This window comes from Chitinophaga pinensis (assembly GCF_007896845.1).
Classification (GTDB): domain Bacteria; phylum Bacteroidota; class Bacteroidia; order Chitinophagales; family Chitinophagaceae; genus Chitinophaga; species Chitinophaga pinensis_C.
On record NZ_VOHS01000032.1, the window covers coordinates 20,314 to 34,897 of the forward strand.

Sequence of the window (14,584 nt, forward strand, 5' to 3'; positions counted from 1 at the left end):
GCCTTGTGCTGATCGTCGTCAATGACAAAAGGGGTAAAACGACCTGTCATACGTGAATATATATCGGTATAAATGCGACCTTACTCTCTAGTACTCAACAAATATATTCTATTTTTTAATATAAAGTAGTCTTTTTTTTCGTGTGGATATCTCTATAATAAAACCACCCGCTGTAGTCGTACAGCGGGTGGTTCAGCGGCTTTGGGCCGAAAGGAAAGTTATTTGAAATCTGTAGAAAGGGTTACTTCACGGTTAGCCGCAATGCCCTTCTGTAGCATATCTATCTTATAATTGGCAAACTGCAGTGCATCCGAACCCAGTAGCAGACGCAAAGGGGCTTCTGCAGCTGTTGAGGTAGCAATCATGACTGCTGCCAGTTTTGCCGGATCGCCCAATTGTGTACCGGGTACTTCCTCTTTATGTTTACGTTTCTCCTCCTGAATAGCGCTGTACGCTGCTATCGGATGTTCCGGAACCGTAATAGAACCGCTGCTCAGGAAGTTTGTACGTACATATCCGGGTTCGATAATGGTTACCTGTATACCGAATGGTTGTACTTCCTGTGCCAGTGCTTCAGAAATACCCTCCACAGCGAATTTACTGCCACAGTAGAGGCCCCAGCCACCACCTGCAATCAATCCAAATACGCTGGAGATATTGAATATGCGACCGCTGCCTGCCGCACGCATGTGTGGTAATACGGCACGGGTCACGTTCAGCAGCCCAAACACATTGATATCAAAAATAGCCTGCGCTTCTTTGGCAGACGTTTCTTCTATACCACCTATCAGACCATAACCTGCATTATTCACCAGTACATCAATAGATTTGAACTGTCCGATAGTGGCATCTACCGCCTTTGCAATGCTTGTTTCATCATTCAGGTCAACCTGTAAAGGGAGGAACTGTGCGGAATTATTCCCTACCGCTTTTTTTAATGTATCGAGGTGACGGCCGGTAGCGGCTACGTTATATCCTGCTGCAAGTAACTGATTCACCAGTTCAAGACCAATACCCTGCGAACAGCCTGTTACAAACCATGTTTTTCTTTGTGTGTCCATAATTCTGATGTTTTAATTTTATGACACAAAGGAACAGACATTCACCCGGCCGGGGCTTGATCAAACCGTAACAATACTTGTGAGTTTCAAATATTCACCTGCGACAGGGCATTTTTCCGGAATCTGGAAGGAGAGACATGTGCTTTTTTATTGAAAAAGGAGGTAAAGGCAGCATGTTCTGAGAACCCAAGCGCATAACTGATGGCATTGATATCCCAGTCTGTTTGCAGTAACAGTACTTTGGCCTCATATAGTAATCTGTCCTGAATATGTTCCCGCAGGGTCTTGCCGGTCTGGTTCCTCACCAGCGTATTCAGGTAATTAGGGTGTACATTCAGCCGGTCGGCAAACTCTCCGGCTGTTTTCATCTTAACAACGTCATCCGGCGTTTTACCTGAAAATTGGTTTCCAACAACGACAGAAAACCGTGTATATACCGATAATTATCCGGAACGGCCGAATTGACGAGGTTTCTGCCCGCCCTTTGGCTTTCCAGCAATATCATCTGCAGATGCAGCAGGATGGCCTGTTTTTTATCTTCGTTTTGTCCACGGTCTTCTTCCCATATCAGTTCAAATGACCTGTTGATATTGACCGATTGCTGCTCCGTCAGCTGAATGACAGCATTGGCTGGCTGGAAGAAAGGATAATTCCTGAACAGTTGCAGTAAATGTGTTTCCTGTGTAAAGTATGCGGGATGGATCAGGCAAAAGTGTCCGCCCGTTTCTGCGGATGTTGTCTGCCATGACATGATTTCATCAGGATGCAGAAAGGCAATCTCCCCTGCATTCATCAGGTATTGATGCAGGCCGACAGTAAGAACACCCGTTCCTGCTGTCATATGAAAGATCTTGTAAAACTGCCGGCGGTTAGGGGAGATGTAGTCCTTTACAGGATAACGTTCCCTGTTTTCCACACTGAAGTATTTTGCATCAAGCGGATAGAGTTCCACATTTAGAAAGGGAACTTTGAAATTTTCATTTGCAAAACTTTCCAGCCCAAGGCGCGGCACATCTTTTTCCATACTGAAAATTACGATTTTTATCAGCGCTACGCGCAATAATGCATAACTACAGCCTGATGCCTGCACCGTCGTTGATGTCGTGGATGCTGACTCCTGAAGTAATGAGTTGCTTTGTCGTTATTAATATTGTTAAATTTGGTATATAAATGGCCGGTAAACATGGTATGCTAACCGATTTATTGACCAGAACTACAAATTATGAAGAAACTATTCTTTGTTTTTATACTCAGCCTTGCTGTAATACAATTATCCGCACAGGCGAAACTAACCGTCGCTGTTGCTGCGAATATGCAATACACGATCAAGGCCCTGATAGCAGAATATAACAAGACAGACAAAACAAAGATAGATGTGGTGACAGGCGCTTCCGGTGGTCTCACCCAACAGATCATGCACGGGGCTCCTTTTGACATTTTTGTATCGGCGGACAAAGACTTTCCGCAAAAACTGGCTGAGAACCGTTTTACACTATTGCCGCCAAAAGTATATGCGCAGGGGTTGCTGGTGTTATGGAGTGCAAAGCCCGGTATTCGTCCGGATGCTGCTATGAAAGTATTGCTGGGTGCAAACATTAAAAGCATCGCGATCGCCAATCCGAAGACGGCTCCTTACGGCAGTGCCGCAGCAGCAATCCTGCAAAAATATGGCCTCTATGACAAAGTTGCCACCAGATTGATAAGAGGAGAAAGTATTACCCAGACCAGCCAGTTTATTGCCACACAAAATGCGGATATTGGTTTTACTGCAAAGTCGATTGTCATTTCTGAAGAAATGAAAGGGAAGGGTATCTGGGTGGAATTAAATACGAAAGACTATCCGGCTATTGAACAATCAGCTGCCTTACTCAAACATGCACAGGAGAACAATAAGGCCGCCGCAGAGAAGTTCTATAATTTTCTGTATTCAGCGAAAGCCAAAGCAATTTATCATCAGTTTGGATATATCGTAAAATGATAGAACTGGATCCTATATGGCTTACCTTAAAACTGGCATTGAACACGACACTGATATTGTTCATTGTGGCAGTGCCTTTAGCTTATTTGTTAGCTGTGAAGAAGACGGTGTTCAGTCTCCTGATTGAAGCCATCGTCAGTATGCCGCTGGTATTGCCCCCGACAGTGATCGGCTTTTATCTCCTGCTGGCGTTTAGCCCTGCAAATTTTTCGGTCATTGGCTGGAGGAGACGTTTGACGTACGTGTCGTGTTTTCTTATAGTGGTTTGCTGATTGCTTCGGTTATTTATAGTCTGCCGTTTATGGTGCATCCTGTTCAATCGGGTTTTTCATCATTACCACCAAGTCTGAGAGAAGCCAGTTACTCTTTGGGCAAGTCGAAATGGGAGACTTTCTTACGAGTACTGTTACCTAATATCAAACCATCCTTATTAACAGGTATCGTACTGACATTTGCACATACTGTGGGTGAGTTTGGTGTGGTATTGATGATCGGAGGGAATATACCCGGTAAAACCCGTACAGGTTCTATCGCTATCTACGACGAAGTAGAAGCCTTCAATTACCACAATGCGAATGTTTATGCCGGTATCCTGCTGGCCTTGTCTTTTTCTATCCTGTTAGTGCTCTATGCATTCAACCGGAAGGCAGGACAGTCAAAATTTTATTAATCTTCCAATAGCTATATACAGCTTATGATTGATTTCGCTTTACAGAAGACTTTACATACTGCAGAGGGAGAAATGCCATTCAATGTCAGCGCACGCATTGAAAGAGGGCAATTTGTAGGCTTGTATGGGGTATCAGGGGCAGGAAAGACTTCCGTATTGCGTATGCTGGCGGGGTTTATGAAACCGGATAATGGTTATATAAAAGTGGGGAGCGACTTTTGGTTTTATGGTGAAGAAGCGTTTCATATGCCGGCACAACATAGGAGTATCGGCTTTGTATTTCAGGATTATGCCCTGTTTCCCAATATGAATGTGGAAGAGAATATTGCTTTCGCATTGCGAAAGAACGAGTCCCGTGTTATCGTGGATGAACTGCTTGAATTAACCGGATTGAAGAATCTTGCAAAGAGAAAAATACAGACCCTTTCCGGTGGACAGCAACAACGTGTCGCATTGGCAAGGGCTATCGCCAAAAAGCCGGCTTTATTATTACTGGATGAGCCCTTATCTGCATTGGATAGTGGTATGCGTGCACAATTACAGGAGACTTTACTGGACGTACATAAACGTTATGGGCTGACTACTATTCTGGTGAGTCATAATGCAGAGGAAATGGTGAAATTAGCAGATACGGTGATTCACCTCGAGAATGGCAGGTTTCAGCAGCAGGCGTCTCCGGCAGCATTCTTTATGAATAGTGAAGATAGTTCCGGATTGAAGGGAAGGGTAGTAGCTGTAGCCGCGAATGGAGAGGTGCTCGTACAGGTAGAGAGTGGTATGTTACGGTTAAAATCAGCCCGGAAAGATATAGGGGTGAATGACACGGTGGATATTTCCTGTAATGTTGAAATGTATCATTTGAAGAAATTATAGTGTAAGTGACTAATCCCCGCCAACGTTAATTAAATGTTGCGGTATTGCATAGCAGGAAGAATGCGTTTACTTTTATTGTGTATAGCATGATCGTGAATGTTCAAAAACTACGATGTGAAACAATCAGTTCAATCTCTCCTGTTTATTGTGCTTTTACTGGCAAGTGTAAAGTTATATGCCCAATCTCAGCCCCCTGCAAAATCCTGGCGTCTGATTGCCCACAGGGGCGGCGTTGTAGATAGTACAACCGATCAGAATAGTAAAGAGGCCCTGATCAGGGCAATTGCCGAAGGCTACTGGATGGTCGAAGTTGATCTGCGGATGACTAAAGACAGTGTACTGATCACTCACCACGATAAGAATTTTCGTCATTCTTTTGGTCTGGATGCCACCGTTTCTTCTATGACCTGGGAGGCTATCAGTAAACTACGCAATGCCAATGGCTATCGTGTACAGCGGTTTGAGGAGGTGCTGGCACAATGTAAAGGGAAACTGGGAGTCATGATAGATAATAAGCTGGAGGGAAATGATACAGCTGTCTGGACCCGGTTGATCACATTGTTGCAGCAATATGACCTGTACAAAAGCGCACTGATGATCGGTACAGACGAATCCACCGAATACTTCACCGGGAAGATCAGGCTCAGTTGTACCCGTGAGCAGCTGGAAACCAATATCAACAGACCTGACTACAAGGCATCCAATTATTATCTTTTTTCCGATAAGATCAGCAGAGAGGATTATGAATGGGCACACCGTCGTCATATGCTGGTGGTGGGTGTGATCAATGCGTGGGCATTTCAACCGGGAGAAGCGGTATCCAGATCAGCGGAGCAGGCAGCCGCGCTAAAAGGTGCCGGTGTACAATGTTTTCAGATTGATGCGGAGTATTTACCCTTATTTCAACGATAAAGAAGAGCCGGGTGTATAAAAATGGCTGTTAATGAGGCCGGAAGTGAAACCGCAAGAGCGGGTAAACAGGCCAATAACCATCCCGGCTTAAAATAAAAAAGCGAAACGATCTAAACCGTTTCGCTTTCGTGCGGAAGAGGAGATTCGAACTCCCAAGCCCTTTCAGGCACTACCACCTCAAAGTAGCGCGTCTACCAATTTCGCCACCTCCGCAGCTCTGAAGTGGTGCAAAATTAATCGGTTTTTGATAACGAACAAATTTAATTAGTAATTAACATCATTTTCTTAGCAGAATTCTGAAGGTTGTTCCCTTGTTAAGCTCCGACCAGCGTACATTTAGCCGCCCTTTATGATATTCTTCAATAATTCTTTTTGCGAGGGATAATCCGAGGCCCCAACCCCTTTTTTTGGTACTAAAGCCGGGTTTGAACACTTTGTCGAAATTAGCTTTCGGGATACCTTTTCCATTATCGGTGATGTCAATAACGATATTTGTAGGATGATTTTCTATATAAAGATCGATGGTACCTTTTCCTTCCATGGCATCCAGCGCATTTTTCAGCAGATTTTCAATGACCCAGTCAAATAATGACGGCGATATCATCGCAGGAATCTCATGTTCCTGACAATGCATGGTCAGTATTACTTTTTGTGGTGCTCTTTTACGGATATAGGTGACCATAGATTCCACCTGACTGACTACATCACGTTCTTCCAGTTGCGGTACACTGCCTATTTTAGAGAAACGTTCGGTGATAAGTTTCAGTCTGTCAACATCTTTGCGCAATTCTGTTGCTACGAGTTCATTGCCTTCATTGTCTTTCAGGATCTCTATCCATGCCTCTATGGAAGAGAGGGGAGTCCCCAGCTGGTGGGCGGTCTCTTTGGCCATACCTACCCAGAGCAGATTCTGGGTGGCGCGGTTGGAGGTAGACAGTGCGACCAGTACGATACTGATAAACAGAGCTACAACGATCAGCTGAATATAGGGGTAATAACGTACCTGTTTCAGGATCAGGGAATCTCCGTAATAGATGTAGTTATAGAGATTGTTTTTAGCGTCGATCTCCATAATAAACGGCGGGTGCTGATTCTTAAAAGTAGTCAGCTGGTCTTCCATGTATTTGGGATTACCAGCCAGTTTGGTAGTATCAAGATTACGGGAGTCGATGATGTGACCATTCTCGTTGGTGATAATAACGGGAATGCTGGTATTATTTGTGATAATCTCTACAGCCAGATTCAGGTTCGCTTCATCGGAAGCCTGGAGCAATTCCCGGTTGGCAGCCACCCAGGTGGCTACTTTCTTGGTTTCTTCTTCTTCCAGTTTGCTGGCGATGCTGCTTACGTACCAGATCGTACCCACAATGATGATCACCGCTGTGGATACCAGTACAAACTTCCAGCCTATAACCTGTTTAAACATACTGGGGTCTAAATTAAGTATAATGTGCAATAAGTGTAGTGTAGTCAGAAGCTATTATAATTTGTTGCATATTTGTAAGGGAAAAAATATTATTCACGCGTAAAAGAGTGCTTTTGTCTGTATTACCATCGGTAGCTGTTGTTATATTGAATTGGAATGGACGTAGTTTTCTGGAAAAATTTCTGCCATCGGTGTGCGGTTCTACTTATGGGAACCTGCAGTTATATGTGGCGGATAATGCATCGACAGATGATAGTGTGGCATTTGTGCGTGAAAAATTTCCGCAGGTCAGCATTATTCAGAATCCCACCAATGACGGGTTTGCAGGAGGCTATAATATGGCCCTGCAGCACGTAAAGGCTGATATATATGTATTATTGAATCAGGATGTAGAAGTGGAACCGGGCTGGATTGAGCCGGTTGTTGCCCAGATGGTGCGCGATCACCACGTAGCCGCCTGTCAGCCTAAATTGCGTTTTTATCATAACAAACAGGAGTTTGAGTATGCCGGAGCAGCAGGAGGGTGGATGGATATTTTAGGATACACTTTCTGCAGGGGCAGAATACTATATACAACGGAACTGGACGAAGGGCAATATAATGATGCACAGGATATTTTCTGGGCCACAGGAGCAGCCCTGTTTATCCGTTCGGCCTGTTTTCATGAAGTAGGTGGTTTTGACGCCAGCTTCTTTGCCCATATGGAAGAGGTGGATCTTTGCTGGCGACTGAAAAGAGCCGGTTACCGGATCTGCTATTGTCCGGATTCTATTGTATATCATGTGGGAGGAGGGAGTCTGCCGCAGGGAAATCCCCGTAAACTATACCTCAATTTCCGGAATAACCTGATGATGTTGTGGAAAAACCTGCATCCGGCTGATCGCTGGATTGTATTATCCCAACGTTTCTTTCTGGACCTGCTGGCGGCTGTGAAGAGTCTGGTAGCAGGTAAACCTGCCGATATGAAGGCGATATTCAAAGCTTATATGGATTACCGTCGCTGGCGGAGAACGTATAAATTATCGTCTGACAGGCTGCCACAGAAGCGTTTGCTGGAACTGTCAGGGGTTTTTCATGGTATCATGATATGGCGTTATTACTTCCTGAATCGTAAGACTTTCGGGACTTTGGAAAAATAACTTGCAATATTATTTGACATGATGTAAGTTTGCAATGCGAAATAAATAGCTATGGAACACAATACTGTTGAAAATAAGAGCGACTTTACCGGTAGCTGGGTATCATCTTCCCGTTTCCTGTTTTACGTGACAATCTTCTGCCTGCTGTCATTTGTTTTAGGTGGATGTTATAATCTGTTCAAGCATCGTTATAAGGGTAAACCTGAAGTTGCTGTACCAGAGAATACACTGTACAATCCGAAATATAAATAAGAGACTTAATTATATTGGTGAAAGCCTCCCGGTACTACCGGGAGGCTTTTTTTTGCATATCCCCGCCTTTGGAATACACCAGTCCCGCATCATTTCAAAAGATCTTCTGATCAAGTCCACGTCTGGTCCACACGAAATTCACGTATAGTACTGATAATCTTCTCATTATATCGCCCGGAACATCCGGGTAATCGCCGTATATCCGCATACTGATCAATCTATAAATAGCGGGATGCGTCGTATATGTCCCGTGTATGTCTCATGTATACGCCGTGTATGAGCCGGGTGATCTGTATAACAAGCTTTCGCCTGTGAATTATCCTCTCATATGAAGGTTTATTATACTGTTTTCCGGGATTTTTTTATTTCGCCCGGGTATTAGTTCTATCAGGAAGGCTTCCCGCAGACGATCCCTAGATAAGCCGTAGATAACCCGTAGATAAGCCGTTCCTATAGGTATGGAATATATACGGCTTATATACGGCTTATCTACGGGTCATCTCCGAAAAATCTTCCTGATGCAAACGGGATAAGAACGACTTGTTTTAGTCCGGAAAAATCTTAAGGTTGACCTATTGAATGCAGTATTTGTTTTACAAGTGAGAGATTGTTTCAGCGGGCGCTTTACAGGTGTCTTAATACAGAAAAACGTTAGGGGCTGGTCCTTACATAAGTGTAAAGTTCTTATAGACCGCGTGATATAATGCTATGGAAGAGCCTCATAGTAGAGATGTACATGCAGCGGGCCACAAAGACTGATAATTATTTAAATAAGCTTATTACGAAGACGGGAGCTTTATCAAAGGAGATAAGTGCCTGACGCAATCTTTTTGTTACTGAATAAAGGCAATACGATATACAACAGGCCCATAAATAAACACATTCCACTATCTGATTGATATTCAACCAATAGTTTACGTGATTGGAAAATGCTGGCCTCAGCAGGAAACCTGTATGCAACAGTAATAGGGGAGACGCCCGTCAGGAAAGGAGTAAAGGCCGCTTTAAGGGCATAAAAAAGTCCTGATGTACAACACCAGGACTTTTAAAAGAGAGCGGAAGACCGGGCTCGAACCGGCCACCCCGACCTTGGCAAGGTCGTGCTCTACCAAATGAGCTACTTCCGCAGGTAAAAGAATCAATTTTATGTAGTGATGAACTACCTGAACTGATTACTATTTGTAAGAACTTTTATAAGAGAGAGCGGAAGACCGGGCTCGAACCGGCCACCCCGACCTTGGCAAGGTCGTGCTCTACCAAATGAGCTACTTCCGCGGGTGAAAAAATCAATTTTAATATAGCGATTGCGTATTTAAAACTGAATGTCTTGTAAAGAGCTTTTTTCGTTTTCCGTTCGCGTTGTTCGCGATTGGGATTGCAAATGTACAACATTGTTTGAAACCACAAAATATTTGTGCAGTTTTTTCAGAAAAATATGCAATATATATCGGACTGATTATCGCAATGTTTGTTCTTTTGCCGGCTGAAATGCTCAGCCCTAAAGTGTTTGAAGGCGTATGTATGACAGAGTCAGGGATATTATCTTTCATGATATTTTTTAAAGGACGACAACGTTTTCGTATACCAGACCTGAAAATTATCAATGTTTTATCTGACTATCCTGCATGGTTGCGCAACACAAATAGGTTGTGTTTACCCATCCGTCAAAACCACGTGATGCATGCTGATATGGATACACCGGAGGGAATAAAATAGTTGTATGATTGACATTTATTTTCTCTATCTTAGCAAGCATTCCACGTCTTCACAAAAGATCTGCCTAAGTCAATTGTACATAAATTCTATATTATGAAGAGCAAGTTGTCCTTCCTGTTATTATTGCTGTGTGCATTCGCCGCACAGGCACAAAACACAGCCAGTCTGGTCATACAGCCTAAGTCAGATCATACGATCAGCCGTCATATTTACGGGCATTTCTCTGAACATCTCGGCCGCTGTATCTATGATGGTTTCTGGGTTGATCCTGCATTGAACGTACAAAAGAAAGACCGCATCCGCCTCGATGTTGTAGATGCACTGAAGAAGATTCATATTCCTAACCTGCGCTGGCCGGGTGGCTGCTTCGCAGATGAATATCACTGGCGCGATGGTATCGGTCCGAGAGAACAACGTCCGAAAATGGTGAATACCAACTGGGGTGGTGTAACAGAAGACAATAGCTTTGGTACACACGAATTTCTGGAACTCTGCGAACTGCTGGGATGTGAGCCCTATGTTTCTGCGAATGTGGGTAGCGGTACCGTAGAAGAAATGGCCAAATGGGTTGAATACCTCAACTTCGATGGTATCAGTCCGATGAGCGCTATCCGTAAACAGAACGGACACGAAGCACCATGGAAAGTAAGTTTCTGGGGCGTAGGGAATGAAAGCTGGGGTTGCGGCGGCAATATGACGCCTGCATTTTATGCAGACCAATACAAAAGATACGCCACCTATGCGCGTAACTATCCCGGAGCTCCATTAAAGAAGATTGTCAGCGGCGCGAATGATTTTGATTTTAACTGGACAGAGACGATCATGAAACAGGTGCCTTTGCATCAGATGTGGGGTGTTAGTCTGCATTATTATACAGTACCTCTGACCTGGAATAATAAAGGTTCTGCGACCAGCTTCTCCGAAAAGGAATACTTTACCACCATGAAGAAATGCCTTGCCATGGATTCATTGGTCATTAAGCATTCGGCTATCATGGATAAGTATGATCCTAAAAAACGTGTAGCCCTTGTCGTGGACGAATGGGGTATCTGGACGAATGTAGAACCGGGTACAAATCCGGGCTTTCTTTATCAGCAGAATAGCCTGCGTGATGCATTGATCGCCGGTACCACGCTCAATATCTTTAATAATCATAGTGATCGTGTAAAAATGGCAGAACTGGCGCAGACGGTTAACGTACTGCAGGCACTGATCCTGACAGACAAGGAAAAGATGCTGCTGACGCCTACCTATCACATATTTGATCTGTATAAAGTGCATCATGATGCACAATACCTGCCGGTTCAACTGAATAGCCCTGCATATACCTCCGGCAATGAGCAGATACCTGCTGTGAATGTATCTGCTTCACTGGATTCAACGGGTGTTGTACATATCTCACTGGTGAACCTGAACCCTAACCAGAAAATCACTGTATCTACCAGTTTACAGGATGTAAAGTGGAAAACAGTGAGTGGTCAGATACTGACCTCCGGCAAAGTAACAGATGTGAATACATTCGATCAGCCCAACAAAATTCATATAGAGAAATTCAACGGCGCAAAGAAACAGGGTGATCAGCTGGTTGCTGAATTGCCGCCTGCATCTGTTGTCGTACTGGAACTGAAATAAATCGGTATAGATATTACCCTGGAGGGTAGCACAGAGAACAAGAAAGGCTGTCTGCGGAATGCGGACAGCCTTTCTTTTATAATGAATAATTGACCAGAAGGTATTACTGATGATAAGAGTAACGGATCGTGACGCCATAAGTGCGTGGATCGCCCAATACTGCGGCATAGTGACCGGCATTACCTGCTGCAGGTAGTAATTGTTCAAAGTAGTCTTTGTTCAGCAGATTACGTCCCCATACAAAAACAGTTAGTCCGTTTAATGCGCGGAAGCCTGCACGGGCATTGAATAATGTATAACCGTCAATATTCAGGTATTTGGATGGTGAGGGGCTGGATGAGAAGGAAGAACGGAAGTAGGCATCTGCTCCTACGAAAAAGCGGGCATTCTGACCCAGAATGATACCCGGATTGGAAACAATCTCTCCACCAATAGACCCCGCCCATTTCGAAACTCCGGGCAATTCTCCGCCGGAAATATCTTTAAAAGCAGCAGAGCCGCCTGTTTCTTCCAATGGCACCGGTGCATTTTTAAAAGACACGTATTTCCCGTCTGTATAAGCCAGTGAACCATAGAGAGACACCGCACTGCGTATCCGGAGACTTGCATCCAGTTCCACACCCTGTACTCTTACTTTTTCAGCATTGGCGAGGTAACCACGGTTTACACCCACTTCTGCGGTCTGCACCTGCGTCTGATAGTCTTTGATATCTGTTCTGTGGTAGACAATATTTGCTGTGGCATTCTTACCCGGAGATGTTTTAACACCTATTTCAAAGTGTTTTACCGATTCCGGATTGATTCTCGCCAGTTCTGTCATCACTTTACCTCCTGACGTTGGTAAGCCACCAAGATTCACACCGATTGGTTTATAACTGGTAGAATAAGTCGCAAATGCGTTAATGGCTTTTGTAGGTTTATACGCAAGTGTCAACTGCCCGGAGACATTGCTTTCATCCACATCTGCATTGAAGGTCTGATTGGTATATACAATGTTTTTTAGCGCGATCAGGTCCGGATCGTCTGTCTGCAGACCACCATATGTCTTACGGTCATAATCTACTTTTTTCTTATCGTAATTATAGCGCAGACCGGGTAATACGTGTATCTGATCAGTGATCGCCCAGTCTAACTGACCAAATACAGCACCTCCAAATGTCTTTAGACGGGATACAGTTTTTATACCATAACCGTCAAATAAGCCCGGGGTAGCCCATAATTCACTGGTTGTACTTTGAGAGAAACGCCATTGGGCATCTCCTGACTCCTCAATATGCGCCGGATCTGTTTTCAGGTCCTGCCAGATACCAAATACGCCTATAACACCGCTCAGACGCGAAGTCAGGTCACCGGCATAACGTATCTCCTGTGTCCATTGCTTGTGTTTGGAAGTTGCCTGTGATAACTGTAATACCGCCAGTCCCGTAAAATCTCTGTCATTGGATGGATCCCAGTTCCAGTAACGCCATGCGGTCGTGGAAGTCAGTGTACCACCACCTATTTTAGCGTCTACATTTAAGGCTACACCCCCAGTTCATTGCCAGAGCGCCATGGTGTGTTATGATCTACCAGACGATCAAATGGGTTTTCACTGGGCAGTTTATAATTCAGGTCAGCAATGATCTGTTTGAACTGTCTGTAAGCAGGGCGTAAGGTAGGCGCTACACCTGCGACTACCTGTGCATAACCTTCCGGATGCTGCTCGGAATTGTCGGCAGTCAGGGTGATCTTTACCTTATCTGAAGGCGTATATAATAACTGGCCGCGCAAACCGAGGTTATTGAGGTCGTTGATATGCTTTTGTGTAACTACATTATAGATTGTACCGTCGCGCTGTGTTCCTGAAAAGGATACGCGGGCAGCAAATTTCTTACTGAGCGGGCCGGATACAGCCGCTTTTGCCTGTATATATCCATAATTGCCATAGCTGACTTCAAAATTGGCTTCCGGCGTAAAACCGGGCTGTCTTGTAGTGATATTGAAGGCGCCTGCGGTGGTGTTTTTACCGAAGAGCGTACCTTGTGGTCCGCGTAATACCTCAACCTGTTCTATATCGATGAAGTCAAGCGTGGTAGCCGCCGGACGCGCATAATAGACTCCGTCTACATAGAAGCCCACACCGGGGTCAATACCGTCATTCGTCAGACCGAAGGTAGAACCGACACCCCGGATATTCAGGGTTGTATTCCGGGGATTGGAGGAATATAATTGTACAGTAGGTACGATCTCTTTCAGCCGATTTACGTTGAATGCACCAGCATCTGCCACCAGTGATCCGCTGATTACCGAGATGGGAATAGGTACTTGTTGAGCTGTTTCCAGACGCCGGCGGGAAGAGATGACAACTTCCGACAGACTATTGTCACTGGATAAGGTGATGGCCAACGGTCCCGCAGGAAGACTGGTCAGTTTTACTTCCTCCAGTTTATAACCCAGAGAACTGATTAACAAGGTGAATGGAAATGCCCTGCGCAATGGAATACTAAATCGTCCGCTTGTATCTGCAATAGCGTGAACATTGGTGCCCTTGATTACTACAGTTGCCCCCACAACTGAGGTCCCTTCACCATTTTTTATCACGCCTACAACAGCATTCTGAGAAAATGCCGTGCCGGCCAAAAGTAAAATTGGCATAAGGAAGAGTAATGATTTTCGCATAATTAAAACATATTAGGTGATAGTAATTCAAACGTGTTTTGGGTACAGACATGCAGATAGCGGAGCATACAGGCAACTGCCATGCTACAGGCTTACAGTATGTATTTAATTTTAATCCGCGAAATTGACAAGCTGGTGGCTCATGTCAATAATTAGTTATGTAGCAGACTGCATACTACAGGTTGATACGCATTCCTGTTGCTCGCGGAATTGACATGCTGGTGGCTCATGGCAATGATAGGCAACAGAATGCTTATTAGTCTAGTG

At 44.5% G+C, this 14,584-nt stretch carries 14 protein-coding genes and 3 tRNA genes; 8 read left to right on the top strand and 9 right to left on the bottom strand.

Annotated features, from left to right (window positions below; translation table 11 throughout):
- Positions 1–218: 218 nt before the first annotated feature.
- The 3 genes from FEF09_RS22765 to FEF09_RS22770 form a co-directional block, all read right to left on the bottom strand.
- Positions 219–1,061: an SDR family oxidoreductase gene (locus FEF09_RS22765; protein WP_146307247.1), complete on the bottom strand. Its 843-nt coding sequence runs from the start codon at positions 1,059–1,061 to the stop codon at positions 219–221.
- 86 nt (positions 1,062–1,147) lie between these two features.
- On the bottom strand, positions 1,148–1,429 hold the full coding sequence (locus FEF09_RS31745) for a helix-turn-helix domain-containing protein (protein WP_222597077.1): 282 nt from the start codon (positions 1,427–1,429) through the stop codon (positions 1,148–1,150).
- Entirely contained in the window at positions 1,426–2,085 is a 660-nt protein-coding gene (locus tag FEF09_RS22770) for an AraC family ligand binding domain-containing protein (RefSeq protein ID WP_222597078.1), read from the bottom strand. Before FEF09_RS22770 ends, FEF09_RS31745 begins: the two co-directional genes overlap by 4 nt.
- 198 nt (positions 2,086–2,283) lie before the next feature.
- Here FEF09_RS22770 and modA point away from each other — a divergent pair, with 198 nt between their 5' ends.
- From modA to FEF09_RS22790, 4 genes are all read left to right on the top strand, one after another.
- A complete protein-coding gene (modA, locus tag FEF09_RS22775) occupies positions 2,284–3,039 on the top strand; it encodes a molybdate ABC transporter substrate-binding protein (RefSeq protein WP_146307248.1) in 756 nt (251 codons plus the stop codon).
- A 301-nt stretch (positions 3,040–3,340) separates the two neighbouring features.
- Complete coding sequence (locus tag FEF09_RS33470; protein WP_261387682.1) at positions 3,341–3,709, top strand: molybdate ABC transporter permease subunit; 369 nt, start codon at positions 3,341–3,343, stop codon at positions 3,707–3,709.
- A 24-nt stretch (positions 3,710–3,733) separates the two neighbouring features.
- Entirely contained in the window at positions 3,734–4,582 is an 849-nt protein-coding gene (locus FEF09_RS22785) for an ABC transporter ATP-binding protein (protein ID WP_146307249.1), read from the top strand.
- Positions 4,583–4,696: 114 nt separating this feature from the next.
- Positions 4,697–5,494, top strand: coding sequence for a glycerophosphodiester phosphodiesterase (locus FEF09_RS22790; RefSeq protein WP_186774468.1), 798 nt, complete (start codon positions 4,697–4,699; stop codon positions 5,492–5,494).
- A gap of 129 nt (positions 5,495–5,623) precedes the next feature.
- Here FEF09_RS22790 and FEF09_RS22795 read toward each other — a convergent pair.
- Positions 5,624–5,707, bottom strand: a tRNA-Leu gene (locus FEF09_RS22795).
- Positions 5,708–5,771: 64 nt separating this feature from the next.
- The gene (locus FEF09_RS22800) at positions 5,772–6,920 is read right to left on the bottom strand and encodes a sensor histidine kinase (protein WP_146307251.1); all 1,149 of its coding nucleotides are present in this window, start codon (positions 6,918–6,920) and stop codon (positions 5,772–5,774) included.
- Positions 6,921–7,027: 107 nt separating this feature from the next.
- Between FEF09_RS22800 and FEF09_RS22805 the strand changes: the two genes are divergently transcribed.
- Both FEF09_RS22805 and FEF09_RS22810 read left to right on the top strand, forming a co-directional pair.
- Positions 7,028–8,059, top strand: coding sequence for a glycosyltransferase family 2 protein (locus FEF09_RS22805; protein ID WP_261387683.1), 1,032 nt, complete (start codon positions 7,028–7,030; stop codon positions 8,057–8,059).
- A 51-nt stretch (positions 8,060–8,110) separates the two neighbouring features.
- On the top strand, positions 8,111–8,311 hold the full coding sequence (locus FEF09_RS22810) for a hypothetical protein (protein WP_012789914.1): 201 nt from the start codon (positions 8,111–8,113) through the stop codon (positions 8,309–8,311).
- A 1,054-nt stretch (positions 8,312–9,365) separates the two neighbouring features.
- Here the strand turns inward: FEF09_RS22810 and FEF09_RS22815 are convergent.
- Together FEF09_RS22815 and FEF09_RS22820 are read right to left on the bottom strand one after the other, a co-directional pair.
- A tRNA-Gly gene (locus FEF09_RS22815) sits at positions 9,366–9,438 on the bottom strand.
- 75 nt (positions 9,439–9,513) lie between these two features.
- Positions 9,514–9,586, bottom strand: a tRNA-Gly gene (locus FEF09_RS22820).
- 120 nt (positions 9,587–9,706) lie between these two features.
- On the opposite strand from FEF09_RS22820, the gene FEF09_RS22825 reads away from it, so the two are divergent.
- Positions 9,707–10,027, top strand: a complete 321-nt coding sequence (locus FEF09_RS22825) for a hypothetical protein (protein ID WP_146307253.1) — start codon at positions 9,707–9,709, stop codon at positions 10,025–10,027.
- Positions 10,028–10,120: 93 nt separating this feature from the next.
- Positions 10,121–11,659 (top strand): alpha-N-arabinofuranosidase, encoded by a 1,539-nt coding sequence (locus tag FEF09_RS22830; protein WP_146307254.1) that lies wholly within the window; start codon positions 10,121–10,123, stop codon positions 11,657–11,659.
- A gap of 103 nt (positions 11,660–11,762) precedes the next feature.
- Here the strand turns inward: FEF09_RS22830 and FEF09_RS33475 are convergent, their stop codons facing one another.
- Both FEF09_RS33475 and FEF09_RS33480 read right to left on the bottom strand, forming a co-directional pair.
- Positions 11,763–13,160: a TonB-dependent receptor gene (locus tag FEF09_RS33475; protein ID WP_315898179.1), complete on the bottom strand. Its 1,398-nt coding sequence runs from the start codon at positions 13,158–13,160 to the stop codon at positions 11,763–11,765.
- Positions 13,161–13,180: 20 nt separating this feature from the next.
- Positions 13,181–14,293 (bottom strand): TonB-dependent receptor, encoded by a 1,113-nt coding sequence (locus FEF09_RS33480; protein ID WP_261387684.1) that lies wholly within the window; start codon positions 14,291–14,293, stop codon positions 13,181–13,183.
- Between the last annotated feature and the right edge of the window lie 291 nt (positions 14,294–14,584).

Bases quoted from the DNA above. Each gene is read 5' to 3' on its own strand.
- FEF09_RS22785 (WP_146307249.1), top strand. From the start codon at position 3,734: ATGATTGATTTCGCTTTACAGAAGACTTTACATACTGCAGAGGGAGAA.
- FEF09_RS33480 (WP_261387684.1), bottom strand. From the start codon at position 14,293: ATGCCAATTTTACTTTTGGCCGGCACGGCATTTTCTCAGAATGCTGTT.
- FEF09_RS33470 (WP_261387682.1), top strand. From the start codon at position 3,341: ATGGTGCATCCTGTTCAATCGGGTTTTTCATCATTACCACCAAGTCTG.
- FEF09_RS22765 (WP_146307247.1), bottom strand. From the start codon at position 1,061: ATGGACACACAAAGAAAAACATGGTTTGTAACAGGCTGTTCGCAGGGT.
- modA (WP_146307248.1), top strand. From the start codon at position 2,284: ATGAAGAAACTATTCTTTGTTTTTATACTCAGCCTTGCTGTAATACAA.
- FEF09_RS22810 (WP_012789914.1), top strand. From the start codon at position 8,111: ATGGAACACAATACTGTTGAAAATAAGAGCGACTTTACCGGTAGCTGG.
- FEF09_RS22770 (WP_222597078.1), bottom strand. From the start codon at position 2,085: ATGGAAAAAGATGTGCCGCGCCTTGGGCTGGAAAGTTTTGCAAATGAA.
- FEF09_RS22800 (WP_146307251.1), bottom strand. From the start codon at position 6,920: ATGTTTAAACAGGTTATAGGCTGGAAGTTTGTACTGGTATCCACAGCG.
- FEF09_RS31745 (WP_222597077.1), bottom strand. From the start codon at position 1,429: ATGAAAACAGCCGGAGAGTTTGCCGACCGGCTGAATGTACACCCTAAT.
- FEF09_RS22830 (WP_146307254.1), top strand. From the start codon at position 10,121: ATGAAGAGCAAGTTGTCCTTCCTGTTATTATTGCTGTGTGCATTCGCC.